The sequence below is a fragment of the Methylobacterium isbiliense genome (genome assembly GCF_022179325.1).
In the GTDB taxonomy this organism is placed as follows: Bacteria; Pseudomonadota; Alphaproteobacteria; order Rhizobiales; family Beijerinckiaceae; genus Methylobacterium; species Methylobacterium isbiliense.
This window is the reverse complement of record NZ_BPQQ01000040.1, coordinates 44,691-60,015: the sequence shown is the minus strand read 5'-3', so window position 1 is coordinate 60,015 and position 15,325 is coordinate 44,691. Positions and strand designations below refer to the sequence as shown.

Sequence of the window (15,325 nt, the reverse complement as noted above, 5' to 3'; positions counted from 1 at the left end):
GCCTCACGGCCCCTCGGCGAGGGTCCCGCGCTGGCGCGGGTCGGCGGCGCCGACCAGACCGCCCGGCACCGCCATCACCGAGCTCGCCGAGCCCGAACTCGACCCCACCACGACCCGGTGGCCGCGCGCGCGCAGGAGGGCGAGCGTGTCCGGCGACAGCCCGCGCTCCACGAGGAGCGCGTCGGGGCGCCACTGGTGGTGGACCCGCGGAGCCGCCACGGCCTCCGCGAGGCTCAGGCCGAAATCGATCACGCCGGTGACCACCTGCAGCACCGTCGAGATGATGCGGCTGCCCCCGGGGCTGCCGGTGACGAGGAGGAGCCGGCCGTCGCGAAACACGAAGGTCGGCGTCATGCTGGACAGGGGCCGGGCACGCGGGGCCACCGCGTTCGCCTCGCCGCCGACGAGCCCAAAGGCGTTCTGCGCGCCGGGCTTGGCGGAGAAATCGTCCATCTCGTTGTTGAGGAGCACGCCCGTGCCCGCCGCCACCAGCCCGAGCCCGTACGAGAAGTTGAGCGTGGTGGTGTTGGCCACCGCGTTGCCGTCCCGGTCCACCACCGAGAAGTGCGTGGTCTGGTCGGGCTCGTGCGGCAGGGGGTCGCCCGGCCTCACCTCCTCGGCCGGGCGGGCGCGGGCCGGGTCGATCCGGGCGCGGAGCGTCGCCGCGTAGTCCTTGGCGGTGAGGCCGCGCACCGGCACCCGCACCCGGTCCGGGTCGCCCAGATAGGCGGCGCGGTCGGCATAGGCCTGCTTCATGGCCTCCGCCAGGAGATGGATCGCGTCGGCGCTGCCCGCCCCCATCGCGGCGAGGTCGTAGCCCTCCAGGATGTTGAGGATCTCGATGAGGTGCACGCCGCCCGAACTCGGCGGGGGCATCGCCACGATCTCGTGGCCGCGATAGGTGCCGCGCACGGGCGCGCGGACCGCCACCCGGTAGTCGGCGAGGTCGGCCTCGCTCATCACGCCGCCGGCCTCCCGCACCGCGGCGGCGATCCGGCGCGCCGTCTCGCCCGCGTAGAAGGCGTCCGGCCCCTTGGCCGCGATGGCCCGCAGGGTCGCGGCGAGGTCCGGCTGCACCAGCCGCTCGCCCCAGGCGAAGGGCCGCTCGCCGTTGAAGAACACCGCCCGGCTCGACGACCAGCGCCCCAGCAGCCCTGCCGCGTGCGGCAGCGAATCGGCGAGATCCTCCTCGACCCGGATGCCCGCGCGGGCGAGTTCCTCGGCGGGCGCGATCAGGTCGGCGAGGCGGAAGCGGCCGGAGCCGTAGCGGGCGAGCGCCTCCGCAAGGCCCCGCACCGTGCCGGGCACGCCCACTGCCCGGCCCGACGCCGTCGAGAGCTTCGGGTCCGGCTCATCGTCGGGACCGAGGAACATGTCGCGGCTCGCCGCCGCCGGGGCGGTCTCCCGGTAGTCGATGGCCACCGTCTCGTTGCGGGCGGCGAGGTGCACCAGCATGAAGCCGCCGCCGCCGAGATTGCCCGCCCGCGGCAGGGTCACGGCGAGCGCGAAGCCCACCGCCACCGCCGCGTCCACCGCGTTGCCGCCCTTGGCGAGGATCGCCGCACCGACCCGGGTCGCGCGGGCCTCCTGCGACACCACCATCCCGTGCGGCGCATAGGCCGGGAGGAGGCGGGCCGCGTCGGACTGGATCGCGCCCGCGCCCGGCATGCCGGGCGGCAGGCCCTGCGCGCGGGCCGGCACCGCGCAGGCGAGCGCGAGGACCGCTCCGAGGGCGGCGAGGGTCCGGCGGATCGGCATGGAGTCTCCTTGGCATGCGGCCGGCAGAAGGGTCGGCGCCCGCCTCCCCGATGCCGACCCAAGCGGATCGCGGTCCCACCGTCGAGGGTGGCCCGACGGTGACACGTATGGCGCGGGGACCCTTCTCCCAGTCCGGAAAGGGGTTCCTCTGCGACACGCTTCCGGAGCCTACGGTGATCCGAGCCGGACCCGCCCGTCGACGGGCGCCGAAAGGCGCAGGATTCGAGATGGCGCCGCCGCCTCGGCCGTCGAGCCAAGCGCCCGCTTGCCCTCGCCCGCTTGCCCTCGCCCGCTTGCCCCCCGCCCGGCGCCGGTGCAAGGCGAGGTTTGCGGGATTCCCGCCCCGCCGAGACCTGCCCGATGAGCCCTCCCTTCAGCTTCATGCCCGACGCCCCGACGCTGCTCGCCTACGTGCTGGCCGGCTTCGTGCTGTTCATCACGCCCGGCCCGGACATGAGCCTGACGCTCGCGCGCACCATTGGGGGCGGGCGCCGGGCGGGGATCGCCACGGTGATCGGCACCGGCCTCGGCACGCTGGTCCATACGCTGGCGGCGGCGTTCGGGATCTCGGCGCTGATCGCGGCCTCGGCCACGGCCTTCACGGTGCTCAAGGTGGTGGGGGCGCTCTACCTCGCGTGGCTCGCCATCGACGCCATCCGGCACGGCTCGGCGCTCACCGTCCGGGCCGAGCGGGTGCGCACCGGGCTGTGGCGCACGGTCTGGATGGGGTTCGGCGTCAACCTGACGAACCCGAAGGTGGTCCTGTTCTTCATCACCTTCCTGCCGCAGTTCGTGCACGCCGACGCCCCCAACCCCACGGGCCAGCTCGCCTTCCTGGGGGTGACCTTCGTGGCCATGAACCTGCCGCTCGGCGTGCTCTTGGTGCTGGGCGCCGAGCGCATCACCGGGGCGCTCCAGGCCCGGCCGCGGGTGCTGCGGGCGATCGACTGGCTGTTCGCCGGGCTGTTCGGGGCCTTCGCGGCGCGCATCCTGACCACCGCGCGCTGAGCCCGACGCGCATGCGGGAACACCGCCGCTGGCAGGTGACCTCGGCCCTCGGCCTCGTCGAGATCCTCAACTGGGGCACCTCCTACTATCTCCTCGCCGTCCTGGCCGGGCCGGTGGCCGCGGACACGGGCTGGCCGCTGCCCTGGATCGTCGGCAGCCTCTCGGCGGGCCTCCTCGTCTCGGGGCTGGCCTCGCCGCGGATCGGCCGGGCGATCGGGCGGCACGGCGGACGGCCGGTGCTCGCGGGGGCGGCGCTCGTGCTGGCGCTCGGGCTCGCGGTGGTCGGGGCGGCGCCGAACCTGCCGGTCTTCGTCGCGGGCTGGCTGATCCTCGGCCTCGGCATGGGGGCGGGGCTCTACGACGCCGCCTTCGCGACGCTCGGGCGGCTCTACGGCGCGGCGGCGCGCCCGGCCATCTCGGCCGTCACCCTGTGGGGCGGCTTCGCCAGCACGGTGTGCTGGCCGCTCTCGGCCTTTCTCGTCGCGCAAGTCGGCTGGCGCGGCACCTGCCTCGCCTATGCGGGCCTGCACCTCGCCGTCGCGCTGCCCATGATCCTGCGTGCGCTGCCGCCCGCCCCGCCGCGTCCCGGGCCGGCGCCAGGGGAGGCCGCCGCCGACACCGGGCCGCTCGCGAGCGAGCGGCGGGCCTTCGCACTGCTCGCCGCCATCATGACGCTCGGCGGCGCCACCTCGGCGATCGTCTCGGTGCATCTGCTGACTCTGCTGCAGGCCCAGGGCCTGGCGCTCGCCGCGGCGGTCGCCCTCGGCACGCTGATCGGCCCGGCGCAGGTGGGCGCCCGGGTGATCGAGATGGCGAACCGGAGCCGCCACCACCCGCTCTGGACCTTGACGGCCGCGATGGGGCTGGTCGCGCTCGGCCTCGCCCTGCTCTGGGCGGCCGTCCCGGCTTTGGGGCTCGCCCTAGTGCTCTACGGGGCGGGCAACGGCCTCTCCTCCATCGCGCGCGGCACGCTGCCCCTCGCCCTGTTCGGGCCGGCGCGCTATGCCTCGCTGATGGGGCGCCTGGCGCTGCCGAACCTGCTCGCGCAGGCGCTGGCGCCGTCCCTCGCCGCCCTCCTGATCGCGCAGGGCGGGCCGGGGGCGACGCTCGGCCTCCTGGCCGGGCTTTCGGCGGCGAACGTCGTCCTCGTCGCGGTGCTGTGGCGGGTGCCGCGGGGCTGATCCTCAAGAATCCTCCGGGTGCCAGCGCTCCCGCGAGATCCGCGAGCGCCGGGCCGAATAATCGGTGCACACGACCGGGTAGTCGGCCGGCAGGCCGAAGCGGCGCCGGTAGGCCTCGGGCGTCAGCCCGTGCGCCCGCAGATGGCGGCGCAGCAGCTTGTACTTCCGGCCGTCGATGAAGCTCACGAGGTAGTCCGGGCCGATCGAGTCCCGGATCTCGGCCTCGGAGGGCCGCGGGGCCGGCCGCTCCGGGCGCAGCGTGACGACCGCATCGCCGATGGAGGCGACGAACCGGGCGAGATCGCTCGTCGCCACGGGGTTGTTGGCGACGTAGGCGCTGACGATGGCCGCGGTGATCTCGACGGGGTTCTCCGGTGCTGTGTCCTTGACGGGCATCTGCCTCCTCCCGGCGTGCCGAAGCGACGCGGGCAGGATGCCGCGGACGACACGGTGCGCAGAACAGCCTAGCCTCGAACGGGCGGCCCGCCTGCGCCTCTTGCGGAGGAGCCGGACCACTCCTCCGGGCGATCCGGGCTCATCCGAGAGCGCCGGATCGCCATCCCTCCCGCCTCTCCTGTCGCGCTCCGGAACGGTCTATCATTTGATTCCTTCGGTCGACCCGGCGTCCGGCCCAGGCTCCCGGACGGCGCCCGCGGCGGGTCGGTCCGGCCGATCCGCCGGGCGGACCCGGCAGCGCGGCGGCTCATGACGCACCCGTTCATCACGAGGCTGGAGCGGACCATCCCCCTGTCGGGTCCGGACCGCGATGCGATCGAGCGCCTGACCGCGACGACGCGCACGGTGCCGGCCCGGCAGGTGATCCTCGGAGAGGACGAGCCGGCCCGCGGCCTCTGCGTCGTGGTGCAGGGCTTCGCCTGCTGCTTCTCGCACCTGCGCGACGGCGGCCGCCAGATCACCGGCTTCCTGCTGCCCGGCGATTGCAGCAGCCTGCCGGCCGTGCTGCTCGGCGCGCGCCATGCCGGCATCGCCAGCCTCGCACCCTGCCTCGTCGCGACGGTGGGCCGCGAGGCCCTGGCCGACCTGCTGCTGCGCCACCCCCTGGCCGGCTGCGCCCTGTGGTCGGCGGCGCTGACGCAGGAGCAGATCCTGCGCGAGTGGATCGTCAACATCGGCGCGCGCAGCGCCGACCGGCGCGTCGCCCACCTGTTCAGCGAGTTGCTGACGCGCCTGCGCCAGGTCGGGCGCAGCGCGGGCGACCGCTGCGTGCTGCCGCTGACCCAGGAGGATCTCGCCGACACGCTCGGCCTCTCGACGGTGCACGTCAACCGGACCCTCCAGGCCCTGCGCGGCAGCGGCCTGCTGCGCTTCAACCGCGGCGTGCTCACGGTCCCGGATTCCCGGCAGCTCGAATCCTTCGCGGGCTTCACCCCCGACTACCTGGAGGCGCGGGTCGCGACCGAAATCCTCCTGGCCTGTGCGAAGCGCGACGTCGCCGAGGCCGACCGTGCTCCGCGCTGAGACGATCCGGGCCGACCTGAGGAGCGCAGCCGCGCCCTCCGCCGGGCGCGCCCGGCAGCCTCGACCCTCACGCCGCCCCTTGCATTGACCAACCGTCCGGTCGATTATACGCCGCCGCCTGCCGGAGCGGCACCCGCGCGCGACGCGGGGGCCTCCCGCGGCGGCAAGGACGTGCTAAGGCCCGGCGCATAACGGGCCTGCCCGGAGGACACGCGACCGGCCGCGGCCGGCGGGCCGCCCCCGCGCGGGGACGCGCCACAGGGAGGAGAAGACATGAAGCGGTTGGTCTGGGCCTTGTCGCTGACGGGCGCGCTGGTGGCTTTCGGGGCCGCGGCGCAGCCGATCAAGATCGGCGTCACCATCTCGAAGACGGGGCCGGCGGCCTCGCTCGGCATCCCCCAATCGAACTCCGTGCCGCTGATGCCGGCGCAGGTCGGCGGCCAGCCGGTGGAGTGGATCGTCCTCGACGACGCCTCTGACACCACGAAGGGCGTGGCCAACATCCGCAAGCTCGCCAGCGACGACAAGGTCGACGCCGTGGTCGGCTCCTCGATCACCCCCGTCTCCCTCGCGATGATCGAGGTGGCGGCTGAGGCGAAGGTGCCGATGATCACCATCGCGGCCTCCTCCAAGCTGATCGCGCCGATGGACGACAAGCGGCGCTGGGTGTTCAAGACCGCGCAGAACGACAGCCTGATGGCCGAGGCGATCGTCGGCCACATGGTGCGGGCGGGCGTGAAGTCGGTGGGCTTCATCGGCTTCAACGACGCCTACGGCGACGGCTGGCTGGCGGAGATGACCCCGCGGCTCGACGCCAAGGGCATCAAGCTCGTGGCCACCGAGCGCTACGCGCGCACCGACACCAGCGTCACCGGCCAGGCCCTCAAGGTGATGGCCGCCAAGCCCGACGCGGTGCTGGTCGCGGGCTCGGGCACCCCCGCGGCGCTGCCGCAGAAGACCCTCAAGGAGCGCGGCTACGCGGGCAAGTACTACCAGACCCACGGCGTCGCGAACGCCGACTTCCTGCGCGTCGGCGGCAAGGACGTGGAGGGCACCATCCTGCCGGCGGGGCCGCTCCTCGTCGCCGAGCAGCTTCCCGAGAGCAACCCGGTGCGCAAGGTCGCGCTCGACTACACCAAGGCCTACGAGGCGAAGTACGGCCCCGGCACGCTCGCGACCTTCGGCGGCCACGCCTTCGATGCCTCGGTGCTGCTCGCCAGCGCGCTTCCCGTGGCGCTCAAGACCGCCAAGCCGGGCACGCCGGAATTCCGCACGGCCCTGCGCGACGCGATCGAGGGCCTGAAGGAGGTCGTCTACACGCACGGCGTCGCCACGATGAGCCCCTCCGACCATATCGGCCAGGACGAGCGCTCGCGCGTGATGGTGACGATCGAGAACGGGCGCTGGAAGCTGCTGTCGCCGACGAACTGAGCCCGGCGGAGCCCCTCCTCCCCGCACGGGAGAGGGGCTCCGAGCGGATGCGGGGATCCCCTCTCCCGTGCGGGAGAGGGGGAGGAGACCCCGCGCCGGTCCACGCCGCGACGGCACGCGACGCCCGCCCGAAGACAGCCAACCGGAACACCGCCCGTGGACGCCACGATCCTCATGCTGCTGCTCCAGGACGGGGTGGTGAACGGGGCGATCTACGCCCTGATCGCCCTCTCCCTGGTCCTCGTCTTCACGGTCACGCGGGTGATCCTGATCCCGCAGGGCGAGTTCGTCGCCTTCGGGGCGCTCACCCTCGCGGCCTTCGAGGCCGGCACGGTGCCGGGCACCGTGCCGCTGCTGCTCGCGCTCGGCGCGGCCGCCTGCGCGGCGGACCTGGTCGAGGCGCGCCACGCGCTCGACGCGCGCCGGATCCTGCGGATCGCCCTGCGGGATCTCGTCCTGCCGGGTGCGGTCGCCGCCCTCGCCTACGCGCTCGGCCCCGGCAAGCCGACCCTCGCGCTCGGCATCGCGCTGACGCTGGCCATCGTCACGCCGATGGGCGCCTACCTGCATTCCATCGCCTTCCGGCCCTTGGAGAAGGCGAGCGTGCTCGTGCTCCTCGTGGCGGCGGTGGGCGTGCATCTCGCGCTCACCGGCCTCGGCCTCGTCTTCTTCGGCGCGGAGGGCTCGCGCACGCCGCCCCTCTCCGACGCGATGCTGCCGGCCGGGCCCCTCAGCGTCAGCGGGCAGTCGCTGTGGATGATCGGGCTCACCCTGGCGATCATCGTCGCGCTCTGGGCCTTCTTCGGCCTGACGCTTCTGGGCAAGGCCCTGATGGCGACGGCGGTCAACCGGCTCGGCGCGCGGCTGATGGGCATCGGTCCGGGCATGGCGGGGCGCCTCAGCTTCTCGGTCGCGGCCTTCATCGGGGCGCTCTCGGGCGTGCTGGTGGCGCCGCTCACCACGATCTACTACGACACGGGCTTCCTGATCGGCCTCAAGGGCTTCGTCGCGGCGATCATCGGCGGGCTCGCGAGCTATCCGGCGGCGGCCGCCGCCGCGGTGCTGGTCGGCATCATCGAATCGGTCGCGGCCTTCGAGGCGAGCGCCTTCAAGGAGGTGATCGTGTTCATGGCGATCATCCCGGTGCTGCTGTGGCGCTCGGCCCGCGCCGATCCGGTCGAGGACGAGGAGTAGCCGCATGCGCCAGTCCCTGCTCGCGGCCCTCGGCCTCCTCCTCGTCGCGGCGCTGCCCTTCGTGCCGGGCGTGCCGCCGTTCTGGTTCACGCTCCTCAACTACGCGGGCCTCTCGGCCATCGTGGTGGTGGGGCTCGTGGTGCTCACCGGCATCGCCGGCATCATGTCCTTCGGGCAGGCGATGTTCGTCGGCATCGGCGCCTACGCGACGGCGCTCCTGAGCCTGCATCTCGGCCTCTCGCCCTGGCTCAGCCTGCCGGTGTCGCTCGCCGCCTCGGGGCTCGCCGCCCTCGTGATCGGGGCGATCACGCTGCGCCTGTCGGGCCATTACCTGCCGCTCGGCACCATCGCCTGGAACATCTCGTTCTTCTACGTGCTCGGCAACACCGATGCGCTCGGGCGCTACGACGGCCTGTCGGGCCTGCCGCCGATCGTCCTGTTCGGCTTCCCCCTCGTCGAGAGCCGCCACCTCTTCGCGCTGATCTGGGTCTGCGTGGCCCTGAGCATCCTCGTGACGCAGCGGCTGCTGCGCTCGCGCACCGGGCGGGCGATCCGGGCCCTCAAGGGCGGGGTGATCGCGGCCGAGGCCTTCGGGGTCGACACCGGCCGCACCCGCATCGTCGCCTTCGTGTACGCGGCGATGCTCGCCGGGCTCTCGGGCTGGCTCTACGCCCACATGCAGCGGGCCATCAACCCGACGCCGTTCGGCCTCAACGCCAGCATCGAGGTGCTGCTGATGACGGTGCTCGGCGGCGCGGGCTCGGTCTGGGGCGGCGTGTTCGGGGCGACGCTCGTGACCCTGCTCAAGGACCAGCTCCAGAACGTGCTGCCGCTGCTGCTCGGCGCCCAGGGCAACTTCGAGGCGATCGTCTTCGGCATCCTGTTCGTGCTGATCCTGCAGCGGGCGCCGGACGGCCTCTGGCCGCTCCTCACCCGCCGGGCGACGCCGCTGCCGCCGCACCATCCCGCGCCGGCCGCGCCGCTGGCGCCCCGCCCGGCCGAGCCCCCCGGCCGCGTCCTCCTCGACGCGGCGGGGCTGCGCAAGACCTTCGGCGGCCTCGTCGCCGTCAACGACATCGACTTCTCGGTCAAGGCCGGGGAGGTGGTGGCGCTGATCGGCCCGAACGGGGCGGGCAAGAGCACCACCTTCAACCTCGTCACCGGGGTGGCGCGCCTCACCGCCGGCCGGGTGCGCCTGTTCGACCGGGACGTCTCGGGCGAGCCGGCGCGGGCCATCGCGCGGCTCGGCATCGCCCGCACCTTCCAGCACGTGAAGCTCGTCGGCGGCATGTCGGTGATCGAGAACGTGGCGCTCGGCGCGCATCTGCGGGGGCGGGCCGGCCCGGTGCGCGGCGCGCTCGGCCTCGACGGCGCCGAGGAGGCGGCGATCTTCGCGGAGGCGCGCCGGCAGCTCGCGCGCGTCGGCCTCGCCGAGCTGGCCGACCGCCCGGCGTCGAGCCTCGCGCTCGGCCAGCAGCGCATCGTCGAGATCGCCCGCGCGCTCTGCCTCTCCCCGGCCCTCCTCCTGCTCGACGAGCCGGCCGCGGGCCTGCGCTTCCGCGAGAAGCAGGCGCTCGGCGACCTGCTTCGCCAGCTGCGCCGGGACGGGCTCGGCATCCTGCTCGTCGAGCACGACATGGACTTCGTGATGGGGCTCGCCGACCGCCTCGTGGTGATGAACTTCGGCGCCAAGCTGTGCGAGGGCCCGCCCGTGGCGGTGCGCACCAACCCCGCCGTGGTCGAGGCCTACCTGGGAAGCGCCGCATGAGCCGGCTGTTCGAGGCGCAGGACGTCACGGTCGCGTACGGCAAGATCGAGGCGGTGCGCGGGGTGTCGCTCGCGGTGGAGCCCGGCCGCGTCGTGACGGTGCTCGGCGCGAACGGCGCCGGCAAGACCACCCTGCTCAACGCGCTCATGGGCGTGCTGCCGGCGCGCGGCGCGATCCGCTTCGACGGCCGCGACCTCGCGCGGCTGCCGGTCGAGGAGCGGGTGGCGGCGGGGCTGAGCCTGATCCCCGAGCGGCGCGAGCTGTTCGCCACCATGAGCGTGGAGGACAACCTGCGGCTCGGCGCCTTCCGGTTCCGCGGGCGCCCGCAGGAGGGCGGCAGCCTGGAGGCGATGTTCGCGCTGTTCCCTCGCCTCAAGGAGCGTCGCCGCCAGCTCGCCGGCACCCTCTCGGGGGGCGAGCGCCAGATGCTCGCGATGGCCCGTGCCCTGATGGGACGCCCGCGCCTCCTGATGCTCGACGAGCCGAGCCTCGGGCTCGCTCCCCTCATCGTCGCCGAGGTGATGCGCACCGTCGCCGATCTGCGCGGCCAGGGCGTGGCGGTGCTGCTCGTGGAGCAGAACGCCCGCGCGGCGCTGCAGGTCGCCGATTACGGCTACGTGATGGACGGCGGCAGCGTGGTGCTGGAGGGGGAGAGCCGCGCGCTCCAGGCCGACAAGCGCGTGGTCGAGACCTATCTGGGCGTGCTCGCGGCCGACACGGAGCCGGCGCGGGGCGTGGGCTGACGGAGCCGGGACGGGAGTGCCGCGCGTCGCGGCGCCGGCGCCGGGCCACGCAGGTCAGGCCGGCTTGTCCCGGGGCCGTCCCGCCCGCGTCGCCACCAGCGCCCCCGCCACAATGAGCGCGCAGGCGAGCGCCAGCGCGGGCGTCGCGGACGCGTAGCCGGCCGCGACGAGGATCAGGGTCGAGAGCACCGGGGCCGCGTAGGAGGCGATGCCGAGCAGGCGGATGTCGCCGCGCTTCACGCCGATGTCCCAGAGATAGAAGGCCGCGCCCACCGGGCCGAGCCCCAGCGCCAGCACCGCGCCCCACTGCCCGGGACCGGCGGGCCAGACCGTCGTCTCGAAGGCGAGATGGCAGGCGAGGCTGAGCGCCGCGGTGGCGAGGCAGAAGCCCGCCACCGCGTCGGTGGGCACCGCGCCCACGCGCCGCGACAGCACCGAGTAGCCCGACCACACGAAGGCGCCGGCCAGCGACGCGAGGTAGCCCGGCAGCGCGGCGGCGTCGTAGCTGAGCGTGCCGCGCCCGAGGAAGAGCGCGACCACGCCGGACAGCCCGAGCAGCGCCCCCGCGAGATGCGCCGGCCGCAGGCCCGCCTCCCCCGGCAGCAGCGCCGAGAACAGGACGATCAGGAGCGGCCAGAGATAGTTGATCAGGCCGGCCTCGGCGGGCGGCGCGAGGCGCAGGGCCGCGAAGTAGAGGGCGTGGTAGCCGAACAGGCCGGCGAGGCCGAGCGCCCAGACGGCGGGGGGCTGGCGCAGGGCCGAGAGGCCGGCGGGCCGCACCACCCAGGTGGCGCAGCCGATCAGGCCGCCGACCAGGAAGGTCATGGCGGCGAGCTGGAACGGCGGGACGGCGCCGGAGGCGGCGGTGAACAGGGCGAGCAGCGACCACAGCAGGATCGCGCCGGATCCGATCAGGGTGGCGGTACGGACGGTCATGCGGCGCGCTTACCATGCGGGATTCCTGGCCTCACGCGGAAATCGCGCTATGGACCGCGGATCCGACCGCAGGAGGCCGCCCCTGATCTCCCTCGCCCCGGGCCTCGACCACCATCCGGGCTACCTCGATGCCGCCGCGCAGGCCACGCTCGCGGCCGACCTCGCTTCCGTGCTGCGCGCCGCCCCGCCCTTCACCCCCACCATGCCGCGGACGGGCAAGCCGTTCTCGGTGCGGATGAGCAATTGCGGGCCGCTCGGCTGGGTCTCGGACCGGGACGGCTACCGCTACCAGCCGCACCACCCGGAGACCGGGCGCCCGTGGCCGGCGATGCCGGCGGCGATCCGCGACGCCTGGGCGGCGCTCGCCGGCTGCCCGCAGCCGCCGGAGGCCTGCCTGATCAACCTCTACGCGCCCGGCGCCCGCATGGGCCTGCATCAGGACCGCGACGAGGCGGACCTGTCGGCCCCCGTCCTGTCCCTGTCGCTCGGGGCGACGGCGGTGTTCCGCTTCGGCGGGCTGCGGCGCGGCGACCCGACCCGGTCGGTGCATCTGCGCAGCGGCGACGCGCTGGTGATCGGCGGGGCCTCGCGCCTGATCTTCCACGGCGTCGACCGCCTGCTGCCGCCGGCCGCGCCCGACCTCCTCGGGGGTGCGCCGGCGGCCCCGGTGCTGCGGGAGGCGGTGCCGCCCGGCGGTCGCCTGAATGTGACTCTGCGGCGCGTCTCGGGCCCAGCCCGCGCTTGACACGGGCGGGCCTGAAGCCGACCCATCGCCCGGGACTGGTGCCCAGAGATCCGGCCGGCCGCGTGGGGCCGGCCCGCAGGAGAACGTTCGACATGGCCTTGCGCGTCCTCGCCGCCCTGCTCGCGAGCCTCGTCCTGTCGGGCGCGGCGCATGCGGCGGAGCCGGTTTATCCGCCGGGCTCCCGCTTCGGCTTCGAGCCGGCCGCCGACATGCAGGTCTCCCGCCGCTTCACCGGCTTCGAGCGGCCGGGCGGCGGGGCGACGGTCTCGGTGGTGGAACTGCCGCCGCAGGATTACGGCACGCTCACCGCGAGCTTCACCGCCGAGAGCCTGAAGTCGCAGGGCCTGACGGTGAAGAACCGCGAGGAGATCACGCTTCCCGACGACCGCAAGGGGATCCTGTTCACGGGCGAGCAGCCGATCGAGCAGCCCGGCGCCCCGACCATCGCCAAGTGGGTGCTCCTCGTCGCCGACCCGAGCGTGACCGGCCTCGTCATCGGCCAGAGCCTGCCGGGGGTCGAGACCGAGCAGACCATGCGGGGCATGCTGACGAGCGTGCGGGTGCGCGCGCCGCTCACCGTCGAGCAGCAGGTCGCCGCCCTCCCGTTCCGGATCACCGAGACGGCGGGCTTCCGGCCGGTGCGGGTGCTGGCCGGCAACTCGGTGCTCTACACCGACGGCCCGAAGGACCAGATGATGAGCCTCGAACAGCCGATCCTGGTGCTGGCCGAGGCGGTGCAGCCGCCGCTGCCGGCCGACCAGCGCGACGCCTTCGCCAAGGCGGCGCTCTACTCGAACCAGACCATGAAGGATTTCGCGATCGAGCGCGCCCAGACCTTCCGGCAGGCGGGCGCCGACTGGCACGAGCTGGTGGCGCGCGCCACCGACGTGCCCTCCGGCATGCCAGTGGTGGTCTCGCAGACCATCCGCTTCAAGCCGGACGGCTACTTCCGGGCGGTCGGGGTGGTGAAGGCCCAGGACCGGGAGGCCATGCTCCCGCGCTTCCGCAAGCTGGTGGACAGCGTGGAGTTTCCCTGAGGGCGAACGGCCCTCAGGCTCCGGCGGCGCGGCCGCCCTCGATGCGGCGCAGCCAAACCGGATCGAGGTCGAGCACCGCGGAGAGGCGGTCCAGCACCTCTAGGGTCGGTGCGGCCGCACCCCGTTCGATGTCGCGGTACCCGTCCAGAGGGAGGCCGGCCGCGCGCGATGTCATCCTGTGCCCTGGCGCGGTGATCACGCAGCCCGCGCAGGACGCTGCCGTTCCCTCGCGCGGCCCTCGGCGAGCCAGCCCGGCAGCACGACGTCGACGCCTTCGTCGATGGCGCGCTGCCGCTCCGCCGCGATGAGAACCGTCATCTCGTCCTCCGCATCCTCGTCGCCGGCCCGCGCGCGAAGGGCGAGGTCATCCCGGTAGCCGAGCACAACCCGCTCCTCTCCGAGCCATGCCTGCCCCTTTCCGGATTCGGACAGGGACGTCAGGTCTGCGAAGCGGTCCGGTGCGGTTGCGTCGATGAGCGTCTCGTTCATCGCGACGTCATGGCTTCGGATCGAACCGTCCACTTGCGCCGTCCACCTGCGGGAGGCGGGCCGGCCATCGATCCCGGCCGGCGCTCAGTTCGCCTGCGCCTTCTTCGGGGCCGGCTTGGCGGCTTGGCCCGGGGGCTGCGGACAGCCGGCCTGCTTGCCGCCCGGCTTGTCGTCCTTGGAGCCGGGCACGAACATCGCCGAGACCCGACCGCCCGCGGTCGGGTCCATGTTCGCCCGGCCGGTGTTCATGTCGTAGACGAGGCGGCTGCCGCGGGTGACGTTCTGGCACTGGCTCAGCACCACGTTGCCGGTGACGACCACGCGGTTGGCCACCTTGTCGAAGACGGCGTTGTCGCCCGTCGCGACCTGATCCTTGGACACCACCGTGACCGGCCCGGCGCAGACCACCTGCCGGATCGCCCCCGTGTCGGCGGGATCGGCGGGCTTCGTCTCGGCGGGCTTGGCCTCGGCGCCCTTCGGCGGCTCCCTGCCGCCCGCATCCCTGTCGCGGTTGCGCTGGTAGTGGACGGTCATGCTGGAGCAGCGGATGGTGCTCTCGCCCTGCACCGCCACCACGTTGCCGGCGAAGATCGCCTTGTTCTCGCGGTCGAACACGTCGAGGCGGTCGGCGTCGATCTTGATCGGGTCCTTGGCCGAGCCGAAGGCGCCGAAGCCGGAGCCGCGCTCCTTCTTGGGCGGCGCGGTCTCGGCGAGGACGGGCGCGGCCGCCGGCAGGGGGGCGAGGGCGAGAGCGAGGATGAGGGCGATGCGGGGGCTCACGGCTTGTCCTCCCTGACCTCCGCCGAGGAGGTGCGCAGGGGCATGGCGGTGTCGCCGCCGAACACGGCCCTGACGTTGCCGACGAACGAGATGGTCTTGCCGTTGTCGGTGACGTCGAGCCCGTCGGCCCGGATCGTCCCGTCCGGCAGCGTGACGGCGACCGCCTCGCGCGAGGTCAGGGTCCCGGCCTTGAAGTTGACCTGGGCGGAGGAGAGGCGCGCCTCCTGGCCCTTGTCGGTCCACAGCCGGATGCTCCGGGCGAGGTCGAGCGATTCCTTCTGGGTGTCGAACACGCCGCTGGCCGCCTCCAGATGGGCGAGGCCGCCGGCCTCGTCGGTGTGGATGCGGCCCTTCATGCTCTGCAGCTCGATCACGAAGGGGCGGCGCACGTCCTGCAGCGCGGCCCTCGCGGTCACCTCGTAGGGGCGGTTGTCCTTGCCGCGATAGCCCGCGAGGCGCGGGCTCTCCATCGTCACCTTGGAGCCGGAGACGCCGATCGAGCCCAGGCTCACCGAGACGCCGAGATCCGCGAAGGGATTGAAGTAGGTACCGATCACGATGGCGAGGCCCGCCGCCGCCGAGCCGACCGGAATCATCACGCGCAGGGCACGCACCAGGGCGCTGTGGCGCCGCGCCCGGCCGTGCGCCCGCAGGCGCCGGGGATCCAGCGACGGATGGCCCGTGGTCTCGACCGGTTCCAGGACTGAGGTGGCCACCTGCGCACGCGCTCCGGCTCGGATGCCGCCGCGGGAGAGGCCGGCCCGGTCCCGGGCATG

The 15,325-nt window shown here is 73.9% G+C and carries 16 protein-coding genes; 9 read left to right on the top strand and 7 right to left on the bottom strand.

What is annotated here, in order from left to right; all coding sequences use genetic code 11:
- Positions 1 to 3: 3 nt before the first annotated feature.
- A complete protein-coding gene (gene ggt / locus MFF61_RS17465) occupies positions 4 to 1,758 on the bottom strand; it encodes a gamma-glutamyltransferase (RefSeq protein ID WP_238236518.1) in 1,755 nt (584 codons plus the stop codon).
- Between the two features lie 360 nt (positions 1,759 to 2,118).
- Between ggt and MFF61_RS17460 the strand changes: the two genes are divergently transcribed.
- The gene (locus MFF61_RS17460; RefSeq protein WP_238236517.1) at positions 2,119 to 2,766 is read left to right on the top strand and encodes a LysE family translocator; all 648 of its coding nucleotides are present in this window, start codon (positions 2,119 to 2,121) and stop codon (positions 2,764 to 2,766) included.
- Positions 2,767 to 2,777: 11 nt separating this feature from the next.
- Entirely contained in the window at positions 2,778 to 3,947 is a 1,170-nt protein-coding gene (locus MFF61_RS17455; RefSeq protein ID WP_238236515.1) for an MFS transporter, read from the top strand.
- A gap of 3 nt (positions 3,948 to 3,950) precedes the next feature.
- Here MFF61_RS17455 and MFF61_RS17450 read toward each other — a convergent pair whose 3' ends face one another.
- A complete protein-coding gene (locus tag MFF61_RS17450) occupies positions 3,951 to 4,343 on the bottom strand; it encodes a Ros/MucR family transcriptional regulator (protein ID WP_238236514.1) in 393 nt (130 codons plus the stop codon).
- 309 nt (positions 4,344 to 4,652) lie between these two features.
- On the opposite strand from MFF61_RS17450, the gene MFF61_RS17445 reads away from it, so the two are divergent.
- From MFF61_RS17445 to MFF61_RS17425, 5 genes are all read left to right on the top strand, one after another.
- On the top strand, positions 4,653 to 5,426 hold the full coding sequence (locus MFF61_RS17445; RefSeq protein ID WP_238236513.1) for a Crp/Fnr family transcriptional regulator: 774 nt from the start codon (positions 4,653 to 4,655) through the stop codon (positions 5,424 to 5,426).
- A 273-nt stretch (positions 5,427 to 5,699) separates the two neighbouring features.
- The gene (locus tag MFF61_RS17440; protein WP_238236512.1) at positions 5,700 to 6,857 is read left to right on the top strand and encodes an ABC transporter substrate-binding protein; all 1,158 of its coding nucleotides are present in this window, start codon (positions 5,700 to 5,702) and stop codon (positions 6,855 to 6,857) included.
- A gap of 156 nt (positions 6,858 to 7,013) precedes the next feature.
- Positions 7,014 to 8,051 carry a branched-chain amino acid ABC transporter permease gene (locus tag MFF61_RS17435; RefSeq protein ID WP_238236510.1) on the top strand — a complete coding sequence of 346 codons (1,038 nt, stop codon included), beginning with the start codon at positions 7,014 to 7,016 and terminating at the stop codon, positions 8,049 to 8,051.
- A gap of 4 nt (positions 8,052 to 8,055) precedes the next feature.
- The gene (locus MFF61_RS17430) at positions 8,056 to 9,819 is read left to right on the top strand and encodes a branched-chain amino acid ABC transporter ATP-binding protein/permease (protein WP_238236507.1); all 1,764 of its coding nucleotides are present in this window, start codon (positions 8,056 to 8,058) and stop codon (positions 9,817 to 9,819) included.
- Positions 9,816 to 10,562: an ABC transporter ATP-binding protein gene (locus MFF61_RS17425; protein WP_238236505.1), complete on the top strand. Its 747-nt coding sequence runs from the start codon at positions 9,816 to 9,818 to the stop codon at positions 10,560 to 10,562. Before MFF61_RS17430 ends, MFF61_RS17425 begins: the two co-directional genes overlap by 4 nt.
- Before the next feature lie 54 nt (positions 10,563 to 10,616).
- Here MFF61_RS17425 and yddG read toward each other — a convergent pair whose 3' ends face one another.
- On the bottom strand, positions 10,617 to 11,498 hold the full coding sequence (gene yddG / locus MFF61_RS17420) for an aromatic amino acid exporter YddG (protein WP_238236500.1): 882 nt from the start codon (positions 11,496 to 11,498) through the stop codon (positions 10,617 to 10,619).
- Between the two features lie 49 nt (positions 11,499 to 11,547).
- Here yddG and MFF61_RS17415 point away from each other — a divergent pair, with 49 nt between their 5' ends.
- Entirely contained in the window at positions 11,548 to 12,243 is a 696-nt protein-coding gene (locus MFF61_RS17415) for an alpha-ketoglutarate-dependent dioxygenase AlkB (protein ID WP_238236499.1), read from the top strand.
- 92 nt (positions 12,244 to 12,335) lie between these two features.
- Positions 12,336 to 13,280, top strand: coding sequence for a hypothetical protein (locus tag MFF61_RS17410; protein WP_238236498.1), 945 nt, complete (start codon positions 12,336 to 12,338; stop codon positions 13,278 to 13,280).
- 13 nt (positions 13,281 to 13,293) lie between these two features.
- On the opposite strand, the gene MFF61_RS17405 is transcribed toward MFF61_RS17410, so the two are convergent.
- From MFF61_RS17405 to MFF61_RS17390, 4 genes are all read right to left on the bottom strand, one after another.
- Positions 13,294 to 13,455 carry a helix-turn-helix domain-containing protein gene (locus MFF61_RS17405; protein WP_238236497.1) on the bottom strand — a complete coding sequence of 54 codons (162 nt, stop codon included), beginning with the start codon at positions 13,453 to 13,455 and terminating at the stop codon, positions 13,294 to 13,296.
- Positions 13,456 to 13,475: 20 nt separating this feature from the next.
- Positions 13,476 to 13,769, bottom strand: coding sequence for a hypothetical protein (locus MFF61_RS17400; protein WP_238236496.1), 294 nt, complete (start codon positions 13,767 to 13,769; stop codon positions 13,476 to 13,478).
- A gap of 84 nt (positions 13,770 to 13,853) precedes the next feature.
- A complete protein-coding gene (locus MFF61_RS17395) occupies positions 13,854 to 14,549 on the bottom strand; it encodes an LptA/OstA family protein (RefSeq protein WP_238236495.1) in 696 nt (231 codons plus the stop codon).
- Complete coding sequence (locus MFF61_RS17390) at positions 14,546 to 15,265, bottom strand: lipopolysaccharide-assembly, LptC-related protein (protein WP_238236494.1); 720 nt, start codon at positions 15,263 to 15,265, stop codon at positions 14,546 to 14,548. The genes MFF61_RS17395 and MFF61_RS17390 overlap by 4 nt, the downstream gene beginning before the upstream one ends.
- Positions 15,266 to 15,325 lie beyond the last annotated feature (60 nt).

Bases quoted from the DNA above. Each gene is read 5' to 3' on its own strand.
- MFF61_RS17400 (WP_238236496.1), bottom strand. From the start codon at position 13,769: ATGAACGAGACGCTCATCGACGCAACCGCACCGGACCGCTTCGCAGAC.
- MFF61_RS17405 (WP_238236497.1), bottom strand. From the start codon at position 13,455: ATGACATCGCGCGCGGCCGGCCTCCCTCTGGACGGGTACCGCGACATC.
- ggt (WP_238236518.1), bottom strand. From the start codon at position 1,758: ATGCCGATCCGCCGGACCCTCGCCGCCCTCGGAGCGGTCCTCGCGCTC.
- MFF61_RS17455 (WP_238236515.1), top strand. From the start codon at position 2,778: ATGCGGGAACACCGCCGCTGGCAGGTGACCTCGGCCCTCGGCCTCGTC.
- MFF61_RS17415 (WP_238236499.1), top strand. From the start codon at position 11,548: ATGGACCGCGGATCCGACCGCAGGAGGCCGCCCCTGATCTCCCTCGCC.
- MFF61_RS17425 (WP_238236505.1), top strand. From the start codon at position 9,816: ATGAGCCGGCTGTTCGAGGCGCAGGACGTCACGGTCGCGTACGGCAAG.
- MFF61_RS17410 (WP_238236498.1), top strand. From the start codon at position 12,336: ATGGCCTTGCGCGTCCTCGCCGCCCTGCTCGCGAGCCTCGTCCTGTCG.
- MFF61_RS17450 (WP_238236514.1), bottom strand. From the start codon at position 4,343: ATGCCCGTCAAGGACACAGCACCGGAGAACCCCGTCGAGATCACCGCG.
- MFF61_RS17445 (WP_238236513.1), top strand. From the start codon at position 4,653: ATGACGCACCCGTTCATCACGAGGCTGGAGCGGACCATCCCCCTGTCG.
- MFF61_RS17430 (WP_238236507.1), top strand. From the start codon at position 8,056: ATGCGCCAGTCCCTGCTCGCGGCCCTCGGCCTCCTCCTCGTCGCGGCG.
- yddG (WP_238236500.1), bottom strand. From the start codon at position 11,498: ATGACCGTCCGTACCGCCACCCTGATCGGATCCGGCGCGATCCTGCTG.
- MFF61_RS17460 (WP_238236517.1), top strand. From the start codon at position 2,119: ATGAGCCCTCCCTTCAGCTTCATGCCCGACGCCCCGACGCTGCTCGCC.
- MFF61_RS17440 (WP_238236512.1), top strand. From the start codon at position 5,700: ATGAAGCGGTTGGTCTGGGCCTTGTCGCTGACGGGCGCGCTGGTGGCT.